The 23,200-nt window shown below is 63.1% G+C and carries 22 protein-coding genes; 7 read left to right on the top strand and 15 right to left on the bottom strand.

The window, feature by feature from the left end:
• Positions 1 to 161: 161 nt before the first annotated feature.
• From QO014_RS19970 to QO014_RS19940, 7 genes are all read right to left on the bottom strand, one after another.
• The gene (locus QO014_RS19970) at positions 162 to 506 is read right to left on the bottom strand and encodes a DUF6867 family protein (RefSeq protein ID WP_266350514.1); all 345 of its coding nucleotides are present in this window, start codon (positions 504 to 506) and stop codon (positions 162 to 164) included.
• A gap of 89 nt (positions 507 to 595) precedes the next feature.
• A complete protein-coding gene (locus tag QO014_RS19965) occupies positions 596 to 1,360 on the bottom strand; it encodes an ABC transporter ATP-binding protein (RefSeq protein WP_266350513.1) in 765 nt (254 codons plus the stop codon).
• Positions 1,357 to 2,268, bottom strand: a complete 912-nt coding sequence (locus QO014_RS19960; protein ID WP_307258884.1) for an ABC transporter ATP-binding protein — start codon at positions 2,266 to 2,268, stop codon at positions 1,357 to 1,359. Before QO014_RS19960 ends, QO014_RS19965 begins: the two co-directional genes overlap by 4 nt.
• On the bottom strand, positions 2,268 to 3,659 hold the full coding sequence (gene livM, locus QO014_RS19955; protein WP_266350512.1) for a high-affinity branched-chain amino acid ABC transporter permease LivM: 1,392 nt from the start codon (positions 3,657 to 3,659) through the stop codon (positions 2,268 to 2,270). The genes QO014_RS19960 and livM overlap by 1 nt, the downstream gene beginning before the upstream one ends.
• Position 3,660: 1 nt before the next feature.
• Positions 3,661 to 4,578: an ABC transporter permease subunit gene (locus QO014_RS19950; RefSeq protein ID WP_266350511.1), complete on the bottom strand. Its 918-nt coding sequence runs from the start codon at positions 4,576 to 4,578 to the stop codon at positions 3,661 to 3,663.
• A 249-nt stretch (positions 4,579 to 4,827) separates the two neighbouring features.
• The gene (locus QO014_RS19945) at positions 4,828 to 6,081 is read right to left on the bottom strand and encodes an MFS transporter (protein WP_266350510.1); all 1,254 of its coding nucleotides are present in this window, start codon (positions 6,079 to 6,081) and stop codon (positions 4,828 to 4,830) included.
• A gap of 141 nt (positions 6,082 to 6,222) precedes the next feature.
• The gene (locus QO014_RS19940; protein ID WP_266350509.1) at positions 6,223 to 7,116 is read right to left on the bottom strand and encodes a uracil-DNA glycosylase; all 894 of its coding nucleotides are present in this window, start codon (positions 7,114 to 7,116) and stop codon (positions 6,223 to 6,225) included.
• A 131-nt stretch (positions 7,117 to 7,247) separates the two neighbouring features.
• Here QO014_RS19940 and QO014_RS19935 point away from each other — a divergent pair, with 131 nt between their 5' ends.
• The gene (locus QO014_RS19935; protein WP_266350508.1) at positions 7,248 to 8,579 is read left to right on the top strand and encodes a PQQ-dependent sugar dehydrogenase; all 1,332 of its coding nucleotides are present in this window, start codon (positions 7,248 to 7,250) and stop codon (positions 8,577 to 8,579) included.
• 35 nt (positions 8,580 to 8,614) lie between these two features.
• Here QO014_RS19935 and QO014_RS19930 read toward each other — a convergent pair whose 3' ends face one another.
• Positions 8,615 to 9,619 carry a L,D-transpeptidase gene (locus QO014_RS19930; protein WP_266350507.1) on the bottom strand — a complete coding sequence of 335 codons (1,005 nt, stop codon included), beginning with the start codon at positions 9,617 to 9,619 and terminating at the stop codon, positions 8,615 to 8,617.
• Positions 9,620 to 9,790: 171 nt separating this feature from the next.
• Between QO014_RS19930 and QO014_RS19925 the strand changes: the two genes are divergently transcribed.
• Complete coding sequence (locus QO014_RS19925; protein WP_266350506.1) at positions 9,791 to 11,449, top strand: electron transfer flavoprotein-ubiquinone oxidoreductase; 1,659 nt, start codon at positions 9,791 to 9,793, stop codon at positions 11,447 to 11,449.
• Positions 11,450 to 11,556: 107 nt separating this feature from the next.
• On the opposite strand, the gene pcaD is transcribed toward QO014_RS19925, so the two are convergent.
• On the bottom strand, positions 11,557 to 12,348 hold the full coding sequence (pcaD, locus tag QO014_RS19920) for a 3-oxoadipate enol-lactonase (protein WP_266350505.1): 792 nt from the start codon (positions 12,346 to 12,348) through the stop codon (positions 11,557 to 11,559).
• A 227-nt stretch (positions 12,349 to 12,575) separates the two neighbouring features.
• On the opposite strand from pcaD, the gene QO014_RS19915 reads away from it, so the two are divergent.
• The 4 genes from QO014_RS19915 (at position 12,576) to QO014_RS19900 (ending at position 14,697) form a co-directional block, all read left to right on the top strand.
• Positions 12,576 to 12,917: an XdhC family protein gene (locus QO014_RS19915; protein WP_266350504.1), complete on the top strand. Its 342-nt coding sequence runs from the start codon at positions 12,576 to 12,578 to the stop codon at positions 12,915 to 12,917.
• A 1-nt stretch (position 12,918) separates the two neighbouring features.
• Complete coding sequence (locus QO014_RS19910; protein ID WP_370877181.1) at positions 12,919 to 13,626, top strand: XdhC family protein; 708 nt, start codon at positions 12,919 to 12,921, stop codon at positions 13,624 to 13,626.
• A complete protein-coding gene (locus QO014_RS19905; protein WP_266350502.1) occupies positions 13,623 to 14,225 on the top strand; it encodes a nucleotidyltransferase family protein in 603 nt (200 codons plus the stop codon). The genes QO014_RS19910 and QO014_RS19905 overlap by 4 nt, the downstream gene beginning before the upstream one ends.
• Positions 14,226 to 14,430: 205 nt before the next feature.
• Positions 14,431 to 14,697, top strand: a complete 267-nt coding sequence (locus QO014_RS19900) for an usg protein (RefSeq protein ID WP_266350501.1) — start codon at positions 14,431 to 14,433, stop codon at positions 14,695 to 14,697.
• 15 nt (positions 14,698 to 14,712) lie between these two features.
• On the opposite strand, the gene QO014_RS19895 is transcribed toward QO014_RS19900, so the two are convergent.
• The 6 genes from QO014_RS19895 to QO014_RS19870 form a co-directional block, all read right to left on the bottom strand.
• Entirely contained in the window at positions 14,713 to 15,456 is a 744-nt protein-coding gene (locus tag QO014_RS19895) for a proteasome-type protease (RefSeq protein WP_266350500.1), read from the bottom strand.
• An 84-nt stretch (positions 15,457 to 15,540) separates the two neighbouring features.
• Positions 15,541 to 16,356, bottom strand: a complete 816-nt coding sequence (locus tag QO014_RS19890; RefSeq protein WP_266350499.1) for a transglutaminase family protein — start codon at positions 16,354 to 16,356, stop codon at positions 15,541 to 15,543.
• A gap of 12 nt (positions 16,357 to 16,368) precedes the next feature.
• On the bottom strand, positions 16,369 to 17,310 hold the full coding sequence (locus QO014_RS19885; RefSeq protein WP_266350498.1) for an alpha-E domain-containing protein: 942 nt from the start codon (positions 17,308 to 17,310) through the stop codon (positions 16,369 to 16,371).
• A 144-nt stretch (positions 17,311 to 17,454) separates the two neighbouring features.
• Positions 17,455 to 18,873 (bottom strand): circularly permuted type 2 ATP-grasp protein, encoded by a 1,419-nt coding sequence (locus tag QO014_RS19880; protein ID WP_266350497.1) that lies wholly within the window; start codon positions 18,871 to 18,873, stop codon positions 17,455 to 17,457.
• 239 nt (positions 18,874 to 19,112) lie between these two features.
• Positions 19,113 to 20,642 (bottom strand): glucosyltransferase domain-containing protein, encoded by a 1,530-nt coding sequence (locus QO014_RS19875; RefSeq protein ID WP_266350496.1) that lies wholly within the window; start codon positions 20,640 to 20,642, stop codon positions 19,113 to 19,115.
• 9 nt (positions 20,643 to 20,651) lie between these two features.
• Complete coding sequence (locus QO014_RS19870) at positions 20,652 to 21,782, bottom strand: glycosyltransferase (protein WP_266350495.1); 1,131 nt, start codon at positions 21,780 to 21,782, stop codon at positions 20,652 to 20,654.
• 405 nt (positions 21,783 to 22,187) lie between these two features.
• On the opposite strand from QO014_RS19870, the gene QO014_RS19865 reads away from it, so the two are divergent.
• Positions 22,188 to 23,177, top strand: coding sequence for a potassium channel beta subunit family protein (locus tag QO014_RS19865; RefSeq protein ID WP_266350494.1), 990 nt, complete (start codon positions 22,188 to 22,190; stop codon positions 23,175 to 23,177).
• The last annotated feature ends 23 nt before the right edge of the window (positions 23,178 to 23,200 follow it).

The raw sequence follows: 23,200 nt of genomic DNA, 5'->3' as shown, positions 1-23,200 counted from the left end.
GTGGGCCGTTCGGCCCTTTCGGCGGATGCAGCAATCGCCTTGATCGGCCATCTTGCCGATTTTGCGAGACCTGTCATCCGGATTCTTGGTTCATTTTGAGGCGCTTGGCGCCTGTTCGATAAGCGTTTTAGTCGAGCTTCAATCAGGCTGCGAAGACCGCGTCATTTGGCCTGCCAGGAAAACGGACCCGACTTTGCGTAGAGCCAGTAATATTGGGAAACCATTTGGTTGGCCAAAGTATACCTGTAGCCGATCGTTCCTATGATCACCACGACGACGAGGTCAACCAGCCAGTAGTGCAGTGACAGGAGCGTGCCACCGAACAGGGCAAAATGGATGAATCGAACGGCGAAGGAGAGGATCAGGAGATAGACGAGCAGCGGTGGATAAGGGCGCCAGGTGCGCGCGCAGGCGCGGCCCGTCATCCAGGCGCCGGCACCGCCGAGGATGCACGTCACGAACAGGAAGACCAGCAGCGAGGATTCCTCGTAGATCAGACCTTGCATCGTCGTTCACCCTAGCCCGTGCAGCCGTGGCATTGCGGATCCGCCGGCAGGGCCGGCGGCGTGATGGCAGGAAAGCGGCGCGATCGACATCAATGAGCCCCTCCCTCGAGATAGGCAGCGCGGATTTCGGGCTTCTCGAGCAGTTCACGCCCGGGACCGCTCATTGTGACCGAGCCATTCACCAGCACATAGCCGCGATGGGCGAGCTTCAACGCGTGATAGGCGTTCTGCTCGACGAGGAAGACGGTCAGCCCCTCGGTACGGTTCAATTCGCCGATGACGTCGAAAATCTGCTTCACGATCAGCGGCGCAAGGCCGAGCGAGGGCTCGTCCAGCATCAGCAGCTTCGGCCGCGCCATCAGGGCACGAGCAATGGCGAGCATCTGTTGCTCGCCGCCGGAGAGCGTGCCGCCGCGCTGCCCGATGCGCTCCTTGAGGCGCGGAAACAGTGTGAACATGCGCTCCACGTCCTGGTCGAAATGGGCGAGGTTGTCGAGCGCCGCCCCCATCTGCAGGTTTTCGAGCACGGTCATGCGCGGGAAGATGCGGCGCCCTTCGGGAGACTGCGCGATGCGCAGCCGCGCGATCTCGTGCGTCGGCATGTTGGTGATGTCCTGTCCCTCGAACAGGATCTGCCCCTCGCGCGCCCGCGGATTGCCGCAGATCGTCATCATCAGGGTCGACTTGCCGGCGCCGTTCGCGCCGATCAGCGTCACGATCTCGCCCTTGTGGACGTCGACGTCGACACCCTTCAGCGCGATGATCTTGCCGTAATAGGTCTTGGCGCCGCGCACCGACAGAAGCGGCGTGCGCGTATCGACCGGGGCAGGGGCCTCCATGAGCGTGTCCGTCATGGCGTCGACTCCGCGATGATCTCGTCCAACTGTTCTTCGACCTTCTCGACTTCCTCATCGTCGACGCCGAGATAGGCGGCGATGACGCGGGGGTCGTTGCGGACGGCCGACGGCGTGCCGTCGGAGATCTTGGTGCCATATTCGAGCACCACGACATGGTCGGAGATTTCCATCACGACCGACATGTCGTGCTCGATCAGCAGGATCGACGTCTTCTCGGTTCCCCGGATGTCGAGGAGGAGAGCGTTCAGTTCCGCAGATTCGCGCGGATTGAGGCCAGCCGCCGGCTCGTCGAGGCAGAGGAGCTCGGGGCCCGTGCACATGGCGCGTGCAATCTCGAGCCGCCTTTGCGCGCCATAGGGCAGGTCACCGGCGGGGTCGTCTGCGCGGCTGTAGAGACCGGTCTTGTCGAGCCAGTATTTCGCCCGCTCGATTGCGACCTTTTCGGCGCGCTTGTAGCCGGGGAGGCCGAGCACGCCGAGGATCGTCATGCCGGAGGCGAGCATCAGCGGATTGTGCTGGGCGACCAGGAGGTTCTCCAGCACCGTCATGCCGGAGAAGAGGCGGATGTTCTGGAACGTCCGCGCAACCCTGGCCTTGGCGGAAATGCGGAAATCCGTCATCCGCTCCAGCAGATAGCTGTCGCCCGAGCCGTGCTTCAGGAGCAGCATCCCCTGCGTCGGCTTGTAGAAGCCGGTGATGCAGTTGAACACCGTGGTCTTGCCGGCACCGTTCGGTCCGATCAGCGCGGTGATGTCGCCGCGGCCGGCCGTGAACGAGAGATCGTTCACCGCGACCAGACCGCCGAACCGCATGAAGACATGCTCGACCGAGAGGACCGGATCAAGCGCCCAGGACGGGAGTATGTCGACCGTCACGTCGACTTCCACTTCTGTGATGAACGACATCAGCCATGGCCCTCTTTCACGAGCGAACCGGAGATCGCTTTTCGTTCAGTGAGGAACACGGTCGGTTCGCGGGCGGAGACGAAGCCGCGTGGCCGCCAGATCATGATCAGCACCATGGCAAGGCCGAAGAACAGCATGCGGAACTGGTCCGGATCGAAATTGTCGCCGAACACCGCCTTCAGGAAGCTCAGCTCGCGCAGGAGCTCCGTGCCGCCGATCATGGCGACGGCGGCGAGCGCGACGCCGATCATCGAGCCCATGCCGCCGAGGACGACGATGGCGACGATGACGGCCGATTCCATGAAGACGAAGGATTCAGGACTGACGAAGCCCTGGCGCGCGGCAAAGAACGAGCCGGCGAAGCCGCCGAACATGGCGCCGAGGGCGAAGGCCGTCAGCTTGGTGTTGGTTGTGTTGATGCCGAGCGAGCGGCAGGCGATCTCGTCCTCGCGCAGGGCTTCCCATGCACGGCCGATCGGCAACTTCCTGAGGCGCAATGTCACGAAGGCGGTCAGGAGCGCCAGGAGCAGGATCAGGTAATAGAGGAAGATCTTGTAATAGGCGCTCGACATGGCGAGGCCCCAGACCTTGGCGAAGTTGTTCGGTGCGCTGACGTCGAAGGACCAGATGCCGAAGAAGGTGATCTTCGGGATCGAGCTGATACCGGCCGAACCGTTGGTCAGCTCACGGAAATTGATCAGCACCAGGCGAATGATCTCGCCGAAGGCCAGCGTCACGATGGCGAGATAGTCGCCCCTGAGGCGCAGCACGGGGAAGCCGAGCATGATGCCCCAGAGCGCGGCGAGAATGCCGGCCATGGGCAGCAGCAGCCAGAAGGACAGCCCGAAATGCGTGGCGAGCAGCGCATAGGAATAGGCGCCGACCGCGTAGAAGGCGACATAGCCGAGGTCGAGCAGGCCGGCGAGTCCGACCACGATGTTCAGGCCCCATCCGAGCATCACATAGATGAGGATCTGGATGCCGAAATTATCGACCCATTTCAGCGATCCCTGGAAACCGAGCAGGTAGACCACGATCGCGGGGTAGAGAAACAGGAAGACGAGCGAACCCGAGGGGAACCACTTCTTGAACGAGGCGAGGAAGGCGAGGCGCCCTGCGCTCGGCGGCGCCTTGTCGCGCTGCTTGCGCACGGCGATCGTCGGCCAGATGAAGGTGGTGAGCAGGAAGCGCCCGGCCATCACGATGCCGACGATTACTGCAACCAGCCCCCAGCGGGTGGTTATGACGAGCTCGTTGCTCATGTTCTGCTCGGTCTTCAGCCCGACCAGCGGGCCGAAGATGCCAAGCGCGATGACGCCGGCCAATACGGCGTCCTTCACGGCGGCGGGGATGTCCGGGCCGTGTTTCGTCACAGTCGCATCTGACGTCATGTCAAACCTTCTCGACTTCAGGACGTCCGAGAATGCCTTGCGGCATGAAGATCAGGACGATCGCGAGGATCGAGAATGCGGCGACATCCTTGTAGTCGATCGAGAAGTAACCGGACCAGAAGGTCTCGATCAGCCCGATCAGGAGCCCGCCCAGCACCGCGCCCGGAAGCGAGCCAATGCCGCCGAGGACCGCAGCCGTGAAGGCTTTGACGCCCGGCGTGAAGCCGTCCGAGAAGTTCACGACGCCGTAATAGGAGAGGTAGAGCGTGCCGGCGACCGCGGCGAGTGCGGCGCCCATCACGAAGGTGAGCGAGATCGTGCGGTCGACATTGACGCCGAGCAGCGCCGCCATCTTGCGATCCTGCTCGCAAGCGCGCTGGGCGCGGCCAAGCGGCGTCTTCTGCACGACATACCAGAAGGCTGCCAGCAGCACGGCGGTCACGACCCAGATCATGATCTGCTTGTAGGAGATCGTCGCGGCAAAGCCGTTCTTCTCCATCAGCGTCACGGTGCCGGACAGCATCGGGGGCAGGGGCTTGTTGCGCGGGCCCTGAGCGACCTGGATGAAGTTCGACAGCACGATCGACATACCGATCGCCGAAATCAGCGGCGCGAGGCGGAACGAGCCGCGTAGCGGCCGGTAGGCCACTCGCTCGATCGTCCAGCTCAACAGGCTGGTCAGCACCATGGCGATGACGAGCACGATGATGAGCGTCAGGAAGATCGACGTAATGCCGAACACCGTCGTCAAAAGAAGGAAGAATATCATGGCGATGAACGCCGACACCATGAACACGTCGCCATGGGCGAAGTTCACCATGCCGATGATGCCGAACACCATCGTGTAGCCGATGGCGATAAGTCCGTAGATTGATCCGAGCGTCAGCCCATTGATCAATTGCTGTAGGAAGATTTCCATCTTCACAGTTCCCCGATGCAGCCGGTTCTCGTCTTTATTGGAAGCTCGGTCCCGAAGGCCGGCTTCTCTTTGATCCTTTGGCTTAGCAATTCGGCACGCACAAAACAACAGCAGCGCCACCCGCTGCGATGAGGGCGACGCAAAGCGTGGCCGCCGCGCAGCAAAGGGCGGCGGCGCCTTGTGCGGTTGCGGACGGCAAGAATGTGAGAAATCGTGGCTTTCAGGCGCGGTGCGCCGCGAAACGTCGAATCAGGCGGCCTGTTTGCCGCCTTCTGTCGCACGCGGGTCGAGCGCGGCGGTTTCCGGCGTGGCGTTCTTCAGCATGGGGACAGACTGAAACACGTCGCGCGGGACGTCACGAACGGCCGGACGCCGCATCAGCCGATAGCCGATATAGACGATCAGCAGGGCATGCATGGCGCCGCAGAAGGTGAAGAGGCCCTGTGGTCCCAGATGCTCCATCGCGAGCGCCCCGATGATCGGCCCGATCATGGTGCCAATGCCGGACATCAGCAGCAGGCCGCTTGCGATCTTCACGAAATCGTCGGGCGCCGCGAAGTCGTTCGCATGCGCGACGGTGAGGCCATACATCGGATAGACCATGCCGCCGAACAGCGTGACGAGCCCGATGACCACCCACGGATCGGTCGGGTTCAGGATGCTGATGGTGAGCGTCATGACGATCGCCGCGGTGGCCACGCCGATCAGCACGTAACGACGATCGATCTTGTCGGAGAGCCGGCCGAGCGGCACCTGGGTCAGCGCGCCGCCGAGGACCGCGCCGCTCATGACGAGGGCGATGGTCTCGGTCGGCAGGCCTATCTTCTGGCTGTAGACGGCGCCGAGCGTGCCGAATGCGCCATTGACCATGCCGATGATGAAGCAGCCGACCGCCGCTACCGGCGAATTGGCGAAGAGCCCCTTGAGGTCGAGCTTGGTGGTCTTGAGCGGGCGAGGGGTCTGCGCGGTGGAGAGCGCCGAGGGCAGGATCGCCAGCGAATAGAACACGGCGCCGAGCACGAAGAAGAAATATCCATCTGTGGGCCGCGTCGCGAGCACCAGCTGTCCAGCCGTGGACGCCGCGAAATTCACCATCTGGTAGACGGAGAAGATCGTGCCACGGTTCTCCTTGGTCGCGCGCTCGTTCAGCCAGCTCTCGACGATCATCGCCGCGCCGGCGAAGCAGAAGCCGGAGAAGCCGCGCAGCACGATCCACGCCCAGGGCGAGATGAACAGCAGGTTCAGCAGGATGACGACGGTGGCGATCGAAGCCATCACGCCATAGGCGCGGACATGGCCGACGCGCCGCACGATGGTCGGCACGATCAGGCAGCCCGCAACGAAGCCGATGGCCCAGCCCGTGCCGATCAGGCCGAGTTCCGTCGTCGTGAAGCCCTCGATCGAGCCACGAATGGGAAGCAGCAGGCCATGGATGCCGCCGGCAACGAGAAGGAGGGCCGACCCCATGAGGAGTGCGGCGACGGGAATGAGCTGCAGAGCCATGAATGACCGGAGAGCGACCGCTGGTGTCGCAAAGGCTTGAGTGCAATGGCTGATTTCAACGCCAGTCGCATGTCCAAATCATGGCATTTGCCGATGAATAGTGCGTTTACGGCAGATATATTCAGTGAATTGCGAGGATTTTCAGCTTGCGGAATTAATAGTCTCTGCGCGCCGTGCGTCGATCTCCGCCTTGACGGTGAGCAGGTCGCGCCAGACCAGCCGCTTCTGCAGCGGCTGGCGCAGCAGATAGGCGGGATGGAGGGTCGCCATCGCCTTGACGATACGCGTTCCGGTGTCGAAGTCGCGCCATTGGCCGCGCAGCCGCAATATGCCTTCCGTGGCACGCAGCATCTCCTTTGCCGACGCGCCGCCCAGGAAGATCAGGATGTCTGGGTCGACGAGCGCGATCTGTCGTTCGATGAACGGGCGGCAGATCGCGGTTTCCTGCGGCGTCGGCGTGCGGTTGCCGGGCGGCCGCCAGGGCACGACATTGGCGATGTAGACATCGTCGCGCGTCAGCTCGATCGCCGCCAGCATTCGGTCGAGCAATTGGCCGGAGGGGCCGACGAAGGGCAGGCCCTGCAGGTCCTCCTCCCGGCCGGGCGCTTCGCCGACGAGCATGATGCGCGCGGCCGGATTGCCGTCGGCAAAGACCAGTGACTTCGCGGTCAGCTTGAGTGAGCAGCCCTCGAAATTGGCGAGAATCTCGCGCAGTTCGTCGAGCGTTCGCGCCGAGGCGGCCGCGGCCCGCGCCGCCAGCGCGTCCGCCTCGGCGTCGGGGGAGAGGGCCGCGTTGCTGCCGGCGGCCCGCGCTGGTGCGACCTGTGGCGGCGCCGACGGCATAATCCGTGGGGAGGGGGTGGCCGTCTCCATGGTCGGCGGTGCAGCGGTGGCGAAAGCCGGCTGCGGCGCGGCACGAGGCGTCAGCCGATCGACCGGCTCCTCGTCGAGCGCGATGTCGACGCCATTGGCCGCATACCACTCGATGAGAGCGGCCAGCGCGTCGGTGGAGGAGGCGGGGAACTCGGCCGGCATGATCTCGTTGTCGGGGAAGCCCGTTCCGCTTGTGTCGGGATATCGAAACCCTATGTCGTCCCTAAAGCCGGATGACGCAACCGACAAATCCGACAAGCCAGCCGCGAGACGCGATGAAAGGGAAGGCCACCATGCCCATCAGAAGCCTGTGGCCGGCAGCCTTGATCGCCTGCGCCACATTGACGGCGCAGGCGGCCGAGCCGCTGACCGGTTCGGACGCCTTCGGTGGCTGGCGCGGCGACCGGCCGGGCGTCAGCCGGCTGATCCGCCCCGGCGATCTTCCGCCGGCCTATGCGACGGAATCCGTTGCCCAGCAGGCCAACATCGTCAAGCGTCCAGCCGGCGGCAAGCCGCGCGTGCCGCCGGGCTTCGACGTCTCGCTCGTCGCCGAGGGTCTGGCGGGACCCCGAACATTGCGGACCGCACCGAATGGCGATCTCTTTGTCGCCGAGAGCCGGGGCGGGCGGATCAGCGTGATCCCGGCAGGCGAATCCGCCAGCCTGTCCAAGCCAGTGGTCTTCGCCAGCGGTCTGAATCGCCCCTATGGCATGGCCTTCTATCCTCCGGGGCCCGATCCGCAATTCCTCTATGTCGCCGAGACCAACAGGGTGGTGCGCTTCGCCTATAGGGCCGGCGATCGCAAGGCCTCGGGGCCGGGCGAGACGGTGCTGTCCGGCTTTCCCGCGGGAGGTTCGCACTGGACGCGCGACATCGCCTTCTCGGCTGATGGCAAGCGCCTGTTCCTTTCCGTCGGCTCAGCCTCCAATGCGGGCGAGGCAATGGGAACGAAGTCAGACGCCGACATCGCGGATTGGGAGGATCATCACGGCCTCGGTGCCGCCTGGGGGCGAGAGCAGGGCCGCGCTGGCGTCTTCATGGCCGACCCCGAGGGCCGAGACTTCAAGACGTTCGCGACCGGCATCCGCAATTGTTCCGGCCTTGCAGTCCAACCCGCCTCGGGCGCTCTTTGGTGCGCCACCAATGAGCGCGACGGCCTCGGGGACAACCTGCCGCCCGACTATGCCACGCATGTTACCGAAGGCGGGTTCTATGGCTGGCCGTGGTTCTATATCGGCGCCAATCAGGATCCGCGGCATGCGGGCGAGCGCGGCGATCTCAGAAACAAGGTCACGGTACCGGACGTGCTGATCCAGCCGCATTCGGCGCCGCTCGGCATCGCCTTTTACGACGGCACCGCTTTCCCCGAGGCCTATCGTGGCGACGCCTTCGTGGCTCTGCACGGCTCGTGGAATCGCGGCTCGCCGACCGGCTACAAGCTGGTGCGGCTCCGGATGCAGGATGGTCGGCCGACCGGTGTGTATGAGGATTTCGTGACCGGCTTCGTCTTGTCGGACAATGCGGTCTGGGGCCGTCCCGTCGGCGTGACGGTCGGACCGGACGGGGCGCTCTATTTGTCCGAGGACGGCAATGGATCGATCTGGCGCGTCACGGCCGTGCCGTGACGCGCTGCTTCAGCCGGGCGACGCTGGCGGCAGGATCAGCTCTCGGTCCTGGTATCCATGACGACGAAATCCTTGCCGCTTCTGGCGTTCGGCTCGAGCGGCAGGTCGGTGGTGACCATGATCGCGCCGGGGTTCATCCGCGCCTGGATCGCCTTGATGACGGTCGGGTCGCCATGGATGCGGAAGAGCGTTGCTTCCGCCTCCTGCTCCTGATCGCTGCCACGATTATACCCGATCGCATGCCAGGTCAGGTCGCCATTGGAGCCGTCAGTGCGCGACAGAACATAGACATAGGAGCCGAGCGGCTTGTCGGGAAACTGGATCGTCGCCGGGCCCGAGGCGACCGTCTCGCCGTTTTCCAGCACTTCGATCGCCTTGTCGGCGCCGGAGACGATGATGGAGACCGCCGGCTTGGCGTCCTCGGCGTTGAGCGCGGCGGGATCGGCCTTGGCCTCGGCGGCGTCGGCCTCCTGGACGGCATAGTCCGACAGCACCAGGCCCGGATGGACCACATCGACCGGCTCGTCATGCTGGCCGGCAATGATGACCGGCGTGCCGACCGGCGTGATGCCGAACAGCAGCGACGAGAAGGCAAGCGGCAGATGCACGCAGCCATGTGAGGAGGGATAGCCGGGCAAGCCGCCGGCATGAAGCGCCACGCCCGACCAGGTCAGCCGGTCCGTGTTCGGCATCGAGGCATCGTCATAGATGCTCGAATGATGGTTCTTGTCCTTCTGGAGGACCGTGAAGACGCCTGTGGGGGTCTCATGACCTGGCTTGCCGGTCGAGCAGGTCGAGACGGCGATGCGGATGCCGTTGCGATAGACGAAGACGAGTTGTTCCGGCAGCGAGACGACGACGGCAACAGGACCGTCGGGCGAGCGCTCGGGATGCCAGGTGTAGTCCCCAGGCTTCAGATCGGTGATTTCCTCAACCGCCTCGGCATGCACGCCGCGCGTCACCAGAAGTCCCATCCCGGCGGCGCCGGCGACAAGAAAGCCGCGCCGGCTGAGACGGCCGAGTTCGATACTGCCTGCCATGGTCCGTTTCCCCACGAATCACTGTTCCATTGCAACCGATACGGGGGCGGCTGCCGATCGGTCAATCGCATCCGGCAGCGCGGACCAGCGCCGACATGACGCCCGGTCATTGCGCGTCGATTATCCCTCTTCTAAAGAGGGACAGGCATTTCTCCAGCGAGCAGAGCAGTCATGGCCCCTTTGGCGGAGCTTCCCGAACGTGAGGCGATGGAGTTCGACGTCGTCATCGTCGGTGCCGGTCCGGCTGGACTTGCCGCCGCCATTCGACTGAAGCAACTGGATCCGGACGTTTCTGTAGTCGTGGTCGAAAAGGGCTCCGAAGTCGGTGCGCATATTCTCTCTGGCGCGGTGATCGATCCGATCGCGCTCGATCGCCTGCTGCCGGAATGGCGGCAGGAGGAGACACCGATCAAGACCCCGGTCACCGAGGATCATTTTCTGTTCCTTGGGCCAGCGGGGAGCGTTCGGCTGCCCAATTTCCTGATGCCGCCCTTGATGTCCAATCACGGCAATTTTGTCGTCTCGCTCGGCAATGTCTGTCGCTGGCTGGCCGGCAAGGCCGAGGCGCTCGGCGTCGAAATCTATCCGGGCTTTGCCGCCGCCGAATTGCTGCGCGATGACACCGGCGCTGTCGTCGGGGTCGCGACGGGAGACATGGGCGTTGGTCGCGATGGCGAGCCGGGCCCGAATTATCAGCGCGGCATGGAGCTTCGCGGCAAGTACACCCTCATTGGAGAAGGGGCCCGTGGTTCGCTCGCCAAGGAGCTGATCGCCGCCTTCGGCCTCGACGAAAGCCGCGAACCGCAGAAATACGGTCTTGGCCTCAAGGAGCTCTGGCAGGTCGATCCGGCCCTGCACAAGCCGGGGCTGGTGCAGCATTCCTTCGGCTGGCCGCTCGGCAACGGCACGGGTGGCGGCTCGTTCCTCTATCATCTGGAGGACAATCAGGTCGTCGTCGGCTTTGTCGTTCACCTGAACTACGACAATCCCTATCTCTCGCCGTTCCAGGAGTTCCAGCGCTTCAAGACGCATCCGGCGATCGCGCCGCTGTTCAAGGGGGCCAAGCGCATATCCTATGGCGCCCGGGCGATTACCGAAGGCGGTTATCAGTCCGTGCCCAAGCTGGTCTTTCCAGGCGGTGCGCTGATCGGCTGCTCGGCCGGATTTGTGAATGTTCCGCGCATCAAGGGCAGCCACAACGCCATGCTCTCCGGCATGCAGGCGGCGGAGCACGTCGTCGCAGCACTCGCCGAGGGACGCTCTGGCGATGAGTTAGCCGGCTATGAGAGGGATTGGCGGGCGTCCGATATCGGGCGCGACCTGAAGCGCGTGCGCAACGTCAAGCCGCTCTGGTCCAAGCTCGGCACGCTGGCCGGCATCGCGCTGGGCGGCCTCGACATGTGGACGAATACGCTTGGCTTTTCGCTGTTCGGTACGCTCAGGCACGGTAAGCCGGATTATGCGGCGACGAAGCCTGCCGCGGCGTGCAAGCCGATCGATTATCCCAAGCCCGATGGCGTTCTGACATTCGATCGCCTCTCCTCGGTGTTCCTCTCCAACACCAACCATGAGGAAGACCAGCCGATTCATCTCAGGGTCACTGATCCTACCCTGCAGAAGACATCGGAGCACGACGTCTATGCCGGCCCCTCCAGCCGCTATTGTCCGGCGGGCGTCTATGAGTGGGTCGAAGAGGCCGATGGCCCGCGCTTCGTGATCAACGCGCAGAATTGCGTCCACTGCAAGACGTGCGACATCAAGGATCCGAACCAGAACATCAACTGGACCGTGCCCGAGGGCGCGGGCGGGCCGAACTATCCGAATATGTGAAAGCGGGCAAAGCGGCCGGTCGTTGAGCCGCCTTGCGATGCTGAACCGTGGCGGACGCCGCGATCCCGTTGGCTGCAATTCGTGCCGACGGGGTCGCGGCGCGCCGCTCAATTGGCCAGCAGGAAATCCAGGGCGATCTTGTTGAAATTGGCCGCCTGCTCGATGTTGCAGAGATGCGCGGCCTGCTTGATGATCTGGAGCTGCGCGCCCTCGATCGTCGCCACCCATTCGCGAGTCTTGCCCGGATGGCTGGTGGGATCCGAATCACCGACCAGCACCAGCGTCGGCGAGGGAATGAGGGCCAGATCGTCCCTGAGGTCCATTTCCGCGAGCGCCTCGCAGCACGCCGCATAGCCTGCCGGCGCCGTCTGCATGATCATGGCTCTCACCTTGGCGATCGCCTCGGGGTTCTTGGCGCGGAAGCTCTCCGTGAACCACCGTCCGATGGCGGCCTCGGCGAGCGTATGCAGCCCGCCCTCGGTGCGCGCCGTCTTGGCGCGGCCTTCCCAGACGTCGCGCGGCGCCAGATGCGGCGCGGCAGAGACGATAACCAGCTTTTCGATATGCTCCGGCGAGTTCGCGCCGAGCCATGCAGCCGTCATGCCGCCCTTGGAGAGCCCAACGACATGGGCACTCTCAACATCGACGGCCTCCAGCACGGCGCGCGCATCGCGCCCCAACCGGTCGATCGTATAGGGCATGTCGGGGGCCTCTGACTGGCCATGGCCGCGATCGTCCATGCGGATCACACGGAAATGCTCGCGAAAGGCCGGCATCTGCTCGTCCCACATCGTGTGGTCGGCGCCGAGCGCGTTCAGGAACAGTACGGACGGTTTCCCGTTCTCCGGATCGGCCTCCACATGAAGCCCAATTCCGTCATCCATCGAGATCAGTGGCATCGACCCTCTTTCCGTCAACTTGCCAGCAAATGCGAACAGCCTGCATGATGGCGGCACAGCTGCTCCCCCGCAATCGCGCCGCTACAGCCTATAGCAGCGCCGGGGGAGGGCAAGAGGCGCGAGAGGCGCAGAATGGCTGAGGATCGGATCAATGGACAGCATTGTGATGGCGCGTTCCGCAATCGATCCACCCGCCTGCCCGTTGAAATGATTCGGCGAGGAGCCTGATGTCCGGTGTCTTGAACCCTCGGCCCGCCGAGAGCGACGTCTTGGCGCTCGCCGAAGACTGGGTGAGCCAGGGGCGGAGCGTTGCGCTTGCGACGGTGATCGAGACCTGGGGCTCCGCGCCGCGTCCGGTTGGCAGCCATCTGATCGTCGACGCGAATGGCCGTTTCGAGGGCTCGGTGTCCGGTGGTTGCGTCGAAGGTGCGGTGGTTCAGGAGGCTATCGACGTGATCGGGGTGGGTGCACCGCGCATGCTCGATTTTGGCGTGGCCGACGAGACGGCGTGGCGGGTCGGCCTCTCCTGCGGCGGCCGCATCCGAATCTATGTCGAGAAGGTGGGCTGAGTTGGATCTGGCGACCCTTCATGCGCTGAACGAGACGCGCCGCGGCCGGCAGGCCGCGATTCTCGTGACCGATCTCGATAGCGGCGCGGTGCGCCTGGTCCGCGAGACCGACCAGCTCGATGACGAGCCGCTGGCGGCGCACCTGGCTGAGCGCTTTCGCACCGGGCGCTCCGGCACGGTCGATGTGGAGGGTGGGGGCGCGCTCTTCCTGACCGTGAGTCTGCCGCCACCCCGCCTCGTCGTCATTGGTGCCGTCCACATTTCGCAGGCACTGGCGCCGATGGCGCGGATCGCCGGCTTCGATGTCACGATTATCGACCCGCGCACCGCCTTCGCGACGACAGAGCGTTTTCCCGATGTCGCCCTGTTGCCGCAATGGCCCGAGGAGGCGTTCGAGACGATCGCCCTCGACCCGTTCACCGCGCTTGCCGCGCTGACGCACGATCCCAAGATCGACGATTTCGCACTATCCGCAGCCCTGTCCGCCGATTGCTTCTATGTCGGGGCGCTCGGCTCGCGGAAGACGCATGCAAAGCGGCTCGATCGGTTGCAAGCGCTTGGTCTGCCTGGAGAGGTGACGGCCCGAATCAGGGCGCCGATCGGTCTTGCGATCGGCGCGCAGTCGCCGGCCGAAATCGCCGTTTCGATATTGGCCGAAATCGTCGGCGCATTGCGCACGCGCGGAACCGACACCCTGCTGTCCCGATGAAGCCCCGTATCGCGATCCTCATCCTGGCCGCGGGGCAGGGGCGGCGGATGGGCGGGCCGAACAAGCTGCTGGCCGAGATCGACGGCAGGAGCCTCGTGCGACGCGCGGCGGAGGCAGCGCTTGCCAGCGCCGCAGCCTCAGTGACGGTTGTTACCGGACATCGTCGCGAGGCGATCGAACTGGCTCTCGCCGGGCTGCCGGTTCAACTGGTGCATAACGAGGACCATGCGGATGGCCTCGCGACATCGTTGCGGGCGGGGATCGCCCATCTCGGCGAGGGGTGTGATGCCGTCCTCGTCATGCTGGCCGACATGCCGGCGATCAGTGCCGCCATCCTCGACCGTCTCATGGCCGCCTTCGCGCCGGAGGAGGGGCGGCTGATCGTCGTTCCGACCCATGAAGGCGCGCGCGGCAATCCGGTGATCCTGTCGCGGTCCTTCTTTCCCGAAATCGCTGCATTGACGGGTGACAAGGGCGCGCGGGGGCTCATCGCCGCGCATGATGATGTGGTCGTGGAGGTCGAGATCGGCCCTGAGGTGATGCTCGATCTCGACACACCCGAAGGCTTGGCAGCCTTGGGCGGGCGCATCGTCGGCTGATCTGTCCGATCGGTTGGCCAATATCCATTCGGCTCTACCACACGGACTTGTTGCGCCGGCTCTTGGCAGCACTCAGCCGACTATGCTGCTAAAATATTGATTATGAAGGACAATCGTCCAATTTTCTCTTGAAGGCAAGCCCTCGTGGCGAGAGCATCGTCGTGTCCCTCCCAGGACGTGAAACGATCGCAATCGAGAGGTGCCCATGACGTCTTCGCTGTTGCGCCAACTCTCCGGCTACGGGCTGACCACGGCCCAGATCCTCTACCATCTGCCGGACCATCCGAAGCTGCTGCAGACCTATGTCTGGCAGGACTATGATCTCGCTCCAGAGTTTCCCGAACTGAACCGCTTTCTCGATTTCTGGAAGCGCGAGATCGAGGGGCCTTTGCATTCCGTGAAGGTGGCGCACCACAAGATAATCAGTGCAGCCGAAGTGAGGCTCGCCTCAGCCGAGTTTGCACTCAACTAGCGTCGATGCAGCGCGTCAGTCGCGGCCATAGGGCGGCGCGGGAATAGCTTGATGGGCGGCGCGCAGCGCCGCCGACCAGCGCTCGCGCAGGTCCATGAAATACTCGTCGTTTCGATCGATCCGGTGCGACACCTCGATCGAAATCGAATCGCGAGGGATCGTGACGATGTCGATCGGCATGCCGACGCCGAGATTGGAGCGGATGGTGGAATCCATCGAAACGAGGCCGAGCTTCAGCGCCTCGTTCAGGCTGGTCTCGCTCGTCACCGCGCGGTCGAGGATCGGCTTGCCGTATTTGTGCTCGCCAATCTGCAGATAGGGCGTATCGGCGGTAGCCTCGATGAAGTTGCCGGCCGAATAGACCATGAACAGCCGGAGCCGGCCACCCTTGACCTGGCCACCGAGCAGCATGGTGACGTCAAAACTCGCCGCCTGCTGCTCCATCGACTTGCCGTGGATGCGATAGACTTCACGAATGGCGCGGCCTACGAACTGCGCCACCTTGAACATGGTCGGTATCGTGAAGATCGTCTCGAGCTTGCCCGTCTCGGGGTCCTTGATCCCTTCGGTCAAGACATTCAGGACCGATTGGCTGACGGCGAGATTGCCGGCGGTTGCAATCGCAATCGCACGCTCGCCTTCGCTCTGAAACAGATGGAGCTTGCGGAACGTGGCGATGTTGTCGAGGCCGGCATTGGTGCGCGTGTCGGCGACCATCACCAACCCTTCGCGCACCAGAATTCCTACGCAGTAAGTCATTAAACTCGTCCAGGCCCCCCAACTCGGAAGGCGGATTGTTGGGTGTTGGCCGACGAGTCGCAAGCAAAAAGGGCGTTCAGCCCGTTATCTCTTTGCCGCACGGGCCTCCGAGACGAGGATCGAGACCCGCGGAACGGCAGCACCGTCACCATAAGCCGTGCCACGAACCGGCGCTGCACCGACCCTGTCGAGGCCGATGGCGAGGCGGACGTAGTAGTCCGTGGGACAGAGATTCATCGTCGCATCGAAACCGATCCAGCCCACGCCATCGATCAGCGCCTCCGCCCAGCCATGTTCGGCCGAGACCGGCTCGGAGTCGTCCGGCCGGTAGAGATAGCCGCTTGCGTAGCGCGTCGGAATGCCGAGATGGCGCGCGGCCGCGATGAAGACATGCGCAATGGCGCGTGGATCTCCCTTGGCCGATTCGAACGTGCGGATCGCATCGTCATGATCGGTCGTCTCGACCGCGATGGCCTCGTGGATGGCGCCCATCAGGACGTGCAGCTTGGATAATCGATCGGCCGGTGCCGAGGCGTTCACGTCGAGCGCAAACGTCCTGAGCGCCGCGTTCGACTCGGTGAGTGGCGTATCGCGCAGGAAGACGGCGGTGGGAAAGCGCTCGGACTGGCCGCGGACCATGCCGGCCATGTCGTGGGTCTCGACCTCGCCCAGCGCCGTGATCACGAGCCCGTCGAGCCTGCCTTCCGTCGTGAAGGACTGGACGACATTGCCGAACGGGTCGCTCGCCGTGTCGAGCCGGCAATCATGATCGACCTCGATGCGCCAGTTGATGACGAACTGCCCATCATGGCCGCGTGGCGTCAGCCTCAGCGTCTGGATCGCGCCCGTCGCGGGCGGATCGTAGCTGTAGGCCGTTTCATGAACGATCCTCAAACGCATGAAACGGTCCTGTCAGACGAGATACTGGTCGGTGATGGCCTGCCCGAGACGGCCGTTCTCGCCGATGAACTCGGTCAGGAATTCGTGCAGTCCACCCTGGAAGACATCCTGGATCGTCGCGTTCTGCAACCGGTTGCGGGTCGAGCGCGCAACGCGCTGGGCCGGGCCCTGCCGGCCATAGGCGAGCGAGAGTTCGTCGAGGAAGGCGCAGATATGGTCGTAGCAGGAAGCAAGCGAGCGCGGCAGCTGGTCGTTGAGGACCAGGAGGTCCGCCACCAGCCATGGCTTCAGGCTCTCGCGATAGACCCAGTGATAGGCAGTATTGGCCGAGACCGACCGCAGGATCGACGACCACTGGAAGAAATCGAGGCCGCCGCCGACGGCTTCATGCTCCGGCAGAAGCAGATGATACTTCACATCGAGAATGCGCGCCGTATTGTCCGCCCGCTCGATGAAGGTGCCGAGGCCGGAGAAGAAGAACGCATCGTTGCGCAACATGGTGCGATAGGCCGAACCATCGAAGCGGACGGATGCTTCCTTCACATAGGTCAGGAACTCGTTCAGCCGCAGGCGGTCGTGCGAAATGTTCCTGAAATTCTTCAGCCCGAGCCAGGCGCCGTTGATCGCCTCCCACATCTCCGAGGTGAGCGCCGTGCGGACCGTGCGCGCATTGACGCGGGCGCGCTCGAGGCAGGAGCGGATCGAGGAGGGATTCTCCTGCGAGAATGCGAGGAATTCGATGACGTTTTCGGATGTCGCTTCCTTGCCGAGCGTCTTGAACAGGCCGAGCGAACCGGTGGCGGCGACGGCCGATTCCCACTCATTCGAACTGCCGGCATAGGAAATCGGCATCGCGGCGAGGCGGTTGGCCGCGTCGACGATACGGGCGGTGTTTTCCGCGCGCTCCACATAGCGGGCGAGCCAGAAGAGATTGTCGGCGGTACGGCTCAGCACGGAAAAGAACTCCGGAATGGAAGGCAATCGCCTTGGCGAGGGGCGCCTGAAGGCGCGTTCGTCCTGTGCGAGGGCTTCATCGACGTCGATGGCAGGCACATTCGGGCCGGCCTGCGGGCGATCGTTGCGGTGCGTTGCCTTGTGTCACGCATCGAGCACCCACGTATCCTTGGTGCCGCCGCCCTGGCTGGAATTGACCACGAGCGAGCCCTCCTTCAGGGCGACGCGGGTCAACCCGCCCGGTACGATGCGGACCTTGTCGCTACCCGTCAGCACGAAGGGCCTCAGATCGACATGGCGCGGCGCGATGCCGGCATCGACGAAGGTCGGCGAGGTCGACAGGGCCAGAGTCGGCTGGGCAATGAAGTCGTCGGGGTTGGCCTTCAGCTTGGCCGCGAATTCGTCGCGCGTCTTCTTGTCGGCTGCCGGCCCGATCAGCATGCCGTATCCGCCCGATCCCGCGACTTCCTTCACGACCATCTCGTCCAGATGCTCGAGCACGTATTTCAGCGAATCCGGCTCGCGGCAGCGCCATGTCGGCACGTTCTTCAGGATCGGTTCTTCGCCGAGATAGAAGCGCACGATCTCCGGCATGTAGGAGTAGACCGCCTTGTCGTCGGCGACGCCCGTTCCAACCGCGTTGGAGAGCGTGATGTTGCCGGCACGATAGGCGTTCATCAATCCAGGCACGCCGAGGATCGAATCCGGCCGGAAGGTCAGGGGATCGAGGAAATCATCGTCGAGGCGACGATAGAGCACGTCGATGCGCTTCGGGCCCTCGGTCGTGCGCATGTGCACGATGTTGTCGCGCACCAGGAGATCGCGGCCCTCGACGAGTTCGACACCAAGCTTGTCGGCAAGGAAAGAGTGCTCGTAGAAGGCCGAATTGAAGGGCCCGGGCGTGAGCAGCGCGACAGTCGGATCGCTCGGCGCTGAGCGCGGCGCTACCGATTTCAGCGTCGCCAGCAGCGCATCGGGATAGTTCTCGACCGGCGCGATCCTGTGCTCGGCGAAGAGATCGGGGAAAAGCCGCATCATCACTTCGCGGTTTTCCAGCATGTAGGAGACGCCGGAAGGCGTACGCGCATTGTCCTCGAGCACATAGAAGGTGTCCGGGTCGACACGGACAATGTCGATGCCGGCGATCATGACATAGATGTCATGGGCGAGCTTCAGCCCGGCCATCTCGGGACGGTAATAGGGGTTCCGGTAGACGAGATCTTCCGGCACCAGCCCGGCGCGCAGGATTTCGCCCTTGGAATAGATATCGGCCAGGAAGGCGTTCAGCGCCTTGGTGCGCTGGACGAGCCCCTTGGAGAGGCGCGTCCACTCCGTCCCCGTCAGAATGCGCGGAATGATGTCGAAGGGGATGAGGCGTTCTTCGCCGGCATCATCGCCATAGACGTTGAAGGTGATGCCGACCCGGCGGAAGAGCAACTCGGCCTCCGCCCTTCGTGTCGCCAGAAGCTCCGGCGGCGTGGCATCGAGCCAGCGTTTCAGGATCTCGTAACCAGGCCTGCAGCCATCGCTGGTTGCGCTCATCTCGTCGAAGGCAACGACCATATGCGCGCGGTCCCCCATTTCGTTTTTCTGGCTACATCCGGCAAACCCCATGCCAACGCGACATTGGCGTCAGGCGCGAAGCACAGCCGAAGCAGCATCACGACGAGCATTGCATATCAGCCGAGCAATCTTGGCTAGAGGCAATATCACGAATTCGCCAGAACCGTTTGACGCGGCACGAAAGGCAGCATTTGCTGAATAATTAGGCAGATGCCGCGTCCGCCCAGAGAGCGCAGTCCTCAGGGCACCGGCGTCAAGACAACCACAACCATGTCGCCGTCCATATAGACCGACCCCGCCAGCGGCCAGGCAGGGCGTCCGGATGCATGCGACGTCGCCAGTGCGATCTCGTCCGCCGTTGCAAAGCGCAGTTGGCTCCGTCCGAGAAAGAAATTGACGATTGCGGGCTGGCGATAGGGCGCGAACGCCGCAGTGTTGAACTGCGAACGAAGCGGGCGATCCGGATACATCATGGTGAGCGCGCCATCGTCGAACGAGGGGTAGCCCAGGACGACAAGCGGGTGCGGCTTGTCATCAGGCAGGATCGATTCGATTCGCCCTGTTATCCTCGACAGCAGGTTTGTCTCGAACAGCGCCTTGGTCGACATGTACTGGTTCTGTTGTGTCGCGACCAGGAAGAAGCCGTAGATGACGATGATGGCGAGCAGACGGGCAATCCGCTGTTGCCAGGCGCCTGTCATGAGTACGGCGACGAAGAAGGGCAGAGCATAGACATAACCGATCGATATCCTGCCCGTATTCGTCCAACTCTCATTGTTGATGACCGCGGCGAGATTGATCGCCGGCGGCAAGACGGCGATTCCGATCAGGCTCAGGAGCACGGCCAAGGGGCTGCGCCTTGCGGCTCTGGTCGCCGCGACAGTGGTGCCGCCCAACACGATCGGTATGGTGGCCCATCCCGTCAGGAGGGGCTGTGACTTGATCTGGCGGATCGAGCTCACGATAACTGTCTGATAGGATACAAAGAACTCAACCGCGACTTCGCGCAGGCTGTTCATATGCGTCCGTTGGCCTATACCGGTATCCGTCGCCAAGTCCGTCGTGATGAACAGCGACAGTCTGTAGAGTATGACAGCGAGAACAAAGCATACGGCCGCCGCGACCATTGGCGCATAGATGTTCTTGTCGTCCCTGTGGCCAGAAGTTGTCCGCGAGACGACCCAGGCAATCAGGATCACCGCCAGAACGGCAATCTTCGGCTGGTAGGTCGCGAGGGCCAGGACGAAGAGGATGGTCGCAGCTGTCCAGGACACTAGACGGTTCTGGCCGCGATCCAGCGCGATGGCACCCAGAAGCAGCAGGCTGTCGCCGATCGTGAAGCTCGCATTGTCGATCGTGAAGGCATAATAGTCGAGCACTGCAGGATGCAGCGCGACCAAGAGGGCGATCAATATCCTGTTGGCGCGACCCTTGACGCGCAGGACCTCGGCAAACAGAACGCCGTTAAGGGCCTGGAAGAAGAAGCCGGCGAGCGCTTGAAACGACTGTGTCCCGCCGCCGCCGCCGAGACGAATAATGATGTCGGCGAACCATCTGCCTTCATAGAACGTTTTGAAGCTTGGATAAGGGTAGATGAAGATGTTGGGGACGGAATGGTTGGTAAACAGAAACTGCGTGACGATCGATGAATAGGCGATCAGCGCGGCCCCGAACGCGACCAGAATGGCGAGCGCGTTTTCTCGCCACCATACCGGAAGTCGATCCCAGGATATCGGCGTAGTGGCACCTGCTGATCTGACCAGTCCCAATGCGGTCTCCTAACGCCAGGTAAAGGCGCGGGTCACAGTATAGTTGAATACCGAGCTCATGAGAGCGCCGGCGACACCGGCGAACAAAGGCGGCTGATGCGCCTGATAGAGCCATGCGGCGACCGACACATTGGCCAGTCCGCCAATGGAGCAGATCGCATAGAACTCGATCAAGCCGGTGAACAGACGCCGGCCTGACAGCTTCTTGTCCGCATAGGTCAGCGTATTGTTGAAGAAGAAGTTCGTCGTCATCGCGACGAGTGTCGCGCCGATCTGCGAGACGGTGAAATCGAAGCCGATGACATCGAGCAGAAGCCAGAGGGTCAGCAGGTGGATGCCGATTCCCGAGATGCCGATGGCTGCGAACAGGACGAAGGTGGTGGGAACGGCGCCGCGGGTCAGTTTGGAGAACCAGAGTCCGACGAACTGGGCGGCGATCAGTGAGTTCATCTTGCTCTCGCCGCTGAAGCGCGCGCGGAACGTGTACGGCACCTCGGCGACCGCAAGTGGTCGGCCTTGCTGCCTGGCCGTCACCAGCAGATCGAGAAGGATCTTGAAGCCGTCGGAAGAAAGCTCGGGCGCAAGGCGGTTGAATTCGTCGCGGCGCAGCAGGAAGAAGCCGCTCATCGGATCGGTGATGTCCTGACCGGTCACGATCGATGAAAGCCTGGTCGCGAGACGGCTGCCCCAAAGCCGCGTTGCCGACAGGCCGTCTCCCGCCGTTGCGCCGCCGACGAAGCGCGAGCCGACTGCGATATCCGCGCCAGACCGGACCAATGCCAGCATCTCAGGCAGAATTCTCTCGTCGTGCTGGTGGTCGGCATCGATGACGGCGACATAGGGCGCCGCCGTCGCCAGTATGCCCTCGATGCAGGCCGAGGAAAGGCCGCGTCGTCCCACACGCCTGATACCGCGCAGATTGCTGTGTTGCCGCGACAAGGTCCTGACCACGTCAATCGTATGGTCGGGACTGTTGTCGTCGACGACGATCATCTCCCAAGGCGTGCCCTGGAGCGCGATCGCGATTTTCTCATAGAGCGACGCGATGTTGCCGCTCTCATTATAAGTCGGAACGACAATGCAGACTTCAGGCGGGGTCCAGTTGGCGCCGGCCAAATGATCGGCAGATAGTTCTGACATTCACATTTTACCCCGATGATCGTAGGGCGTTCTAGCGAGCCGCCGCTCGGGCGTCCATGCCAGACGTCATTGGCGGGCGATGATGAAATTCATCAGATGAATTGTCGTGGTTCATCATGGAACGGGTGCCGCAACGACACGTTCATTGGCCACACAGTCCAACCGAGCCGTGCCGATTTGCTGGTAGGGTGGATATCAAGAATGCCTCGCGTTGCAACGGCTTCGGCATTTCTGAGCGAACCGGACTGCGGTTCGCGTGAAGAAAATGCAACAAAACAAGATCATAGATCGTTATAGGCGAAATGGTGCGCACGAAAGTGATCTCGCGTCGCTGCCATGAGCGCCCTGGCGCTGATATACCAAGCCCCATTGCAGCAGCAATCGACAGAAGAATGGAATTGAACGATGCGATACCGCCGTCTGGGTAAATCAGGTCTGCAGGTGAGCGAGTTTTCGCTCGGCTCGTGGGTCACGTTCGGCAAGCAGGTCGACCGGAAGGATGCGCTCGATATCATGGCGTTGGCCTATGAATCCGGCATCAATTTCTTCGACAACGCCGAGGGCTATGAGGCCGGCGTCTCGGAGACGCTGATGGGCGAGGCGCTCGCGGAGCTGAACTGGGGCCGGGATTCCTATATCGTATCGAGCAAGGTGTTCTGGGGTGGCAACAAGCCCACGCAGCGCGGCCTCTCGCGCAAGCATGTGACGGACGCCTGCCACGCCGCCCTGAAGCGCCTGCAGGTCGACTATCTCGATCTCTATTTCTGCCACCGTCCCGATATCGATACCCCGATCGAGGAAACGGTGCGGGCGATGCACGACCTCGTTGCGCAGGGCAAGGTGCTCTATTGGGGCACGTCGGAATGGACAGCGCAGCAGTTGACCGAGGCCTGGGCCGTCGCGAAGGATCTCAAGATCACGCCGCCGACCATGGAGCAGCCGCAATATAATCTTTTCGAGCGCGATAAGGTCGAAGGCGATTACCGTCCGCTTTACGATCTGATCGGTCTCGGCACGACGATCTGGTCGCCGCTGGCGTCGGGCATCCTGACGGGCAAATACAATAAGGGCATTCCTTCCGATAGCCGCCTGAACCTGCCGGGCTATGAGTGGCTGAAGGAGATCTGGCAGAGCGAGAAGGGCCAGGCGCGGCTGGTCAAGGTCGAGCAGTTGACCGAGATCGCCGGCGAACTCGGCATTCCGCTGCATCATCTTGCGCTCGGCTGGTGCCTTGCGAACAAGAATGTCTCGACCGTCATCCTCGGCGCTTCGAAGAAGAGCCAACTCGAGGACAATCTCAAGGCGCTCGACGTGCAGGATAGCCTGACGCCGGAAATCCTCGCGAGGATCGACGCGATCCTCGACAACAAGCCGGCCGCGCCGCAGCGTTACTGAGGCAGCGCACGCTCGCGAAAAGA

Origin of the sequence: Kaistia dalseonensis (genome assembly GCF_030814715.1) — a bacterium.
GTDB classification, from domain to species: Bacteria; Pseudomonadota; Alphaproteobacteria; order Rhizobiales; family Kaistiaceae; genus Kaistia; species Kaistia dalseonensis.
This window is presented reverse-complemented; position numbering and strand designations above follow the sequence as displayed.

Bases quoted from the DNA above. Each gene is read 5' to 3' on its own strand.
- QO014_RS19970 (WP_266350514.1), bottom strand. From the start codon at position 506: ATGCAAGGTCTGATCTACGAGGAATCCTCGCTGCTGGTCTTCCTGTTC.
- QO014_RS19965 (WP_266350513.1), bottom strand. From the start codon at position 1,360: ATGACGGACACGCTCATGGAGGCCCCTGCCCCGGTCGATACGCGCACG.
- QO014_RS19960 (WP_307258884.1), bottom strand. From the start codon at position 2,268: ATGTCGTTCATCACAGAAGTGGAAGTCGACGTGACGGTCGACATACTC.
- livM (WP_266350512.1), bottom strand. From the start codon at position 3,659: ATGACGTCAGATGCGACTGTGACGAAACACGGCCCGGACATCCCCGCC.
- QO014_RS19950 (WP_266350511.1), bottom strand. From the start codon at position 4,578: ATGGAAATCTTCCTACAGCAATTGATCAATGGGCTGACGCTCGGATCA.
- QO014_RS19945 (WP_266350510.1), bottom strand. From the start codon at position 6,081: ATGGCTCTGCAGCTCATTCCCGTCGCCGCACTCCTCATGGGGTCGGCC.
- QO014_RS19940 (WP_266350509.1), bottom strand. From the start codon at position 7,116: ATGCCGGCCGAGTTCCCCGCCTCCTCCACCGACGCGCTGGCCGCTCTC.
- QO014_RS19935 (WP_266350508.1), top strand. From the start codon at position 7,248: ATGCCCATCAGAAGCCTGTGGCCGGCAGCCTTGATCGCCTGCGCCACA.
- QO014_RS19930 (WP_266350507.1), bottom strand. From the start codon at position 9,619: ATGGCAGGCAGTATCGAACTCGGCCGTCTCAGCCGGCGCGGCTTTCTT.
- QO014_RS19925 (WP_266350506.1), top strand. From the start codon at position 9,791: ATGGCCCCTTTGGCGGAGCTTCCCGAACGTGAGGCGATGGAGTTCGAC.
- pcaD (WP_266350505.1), bottom strand. From the start codon at position 12,348: ATGCCACTGATCTCGATGGATGACGGAATTGGGCTTCATGTGGAGGCC.
- QO014_RS19915 (WP_266350504.1), top strand. From the start codon at position 12,576: ATGTCCGGTGTCTTGAACCCTCGGCCCGCCGAGAGCGACGTCTTGGCG.
- QO014_RS19905 (WP_266350502.1), top strand. From the start codon at position 13,623: ATGAAGCCCCGTATCGCGATCCTCATCCTGGCCGCGGGGCAGGGGCGG.
- QO014_RS19900 (WP_266350501.1), top strand. From the start codon at position 14,431: ATGACGTCTTCGCTGTTGCGCCAACTCTCCGGCTACGGGCTGACCACG.
- QO014_RS19895 (WP_266350500.1), bottom strand. From the start codon at position 15,456: ATGACTTACTGCGTAGGAATTCTGGTGCGCGAAGGGTTGGTGATGGTC.
- QO014_RS19890 (WP_266350499.1), bottom strand. From the start codon at position 16,356: ATGCGTTTGAGGATCGTTCATGAAACGGCCTACAGCTACGATCCGCCC.
- QO014_RS19880 (WP_266350497.1), bottom strand. From the start codon at position 18,873: ATGGTCGTTGCCTTCGACGAGATGAGCGCAACCAGCGATGGCTGCAGG.
- QO014_RS19870 (WP_266350495.1), bottom strand. From the start codon at position 21,782: ATGTCAGAACTATCTGCCGATCATTTGGCCGGCGCCAACTGGACCCCG.
- QO014_RS19865 (WP_266350494.1), top strand. From the start codon at position 22,188: ATGCGATACCGCCGTCTGGGTAAATCAGGTCTGCAGGTGAGCGAGTTT.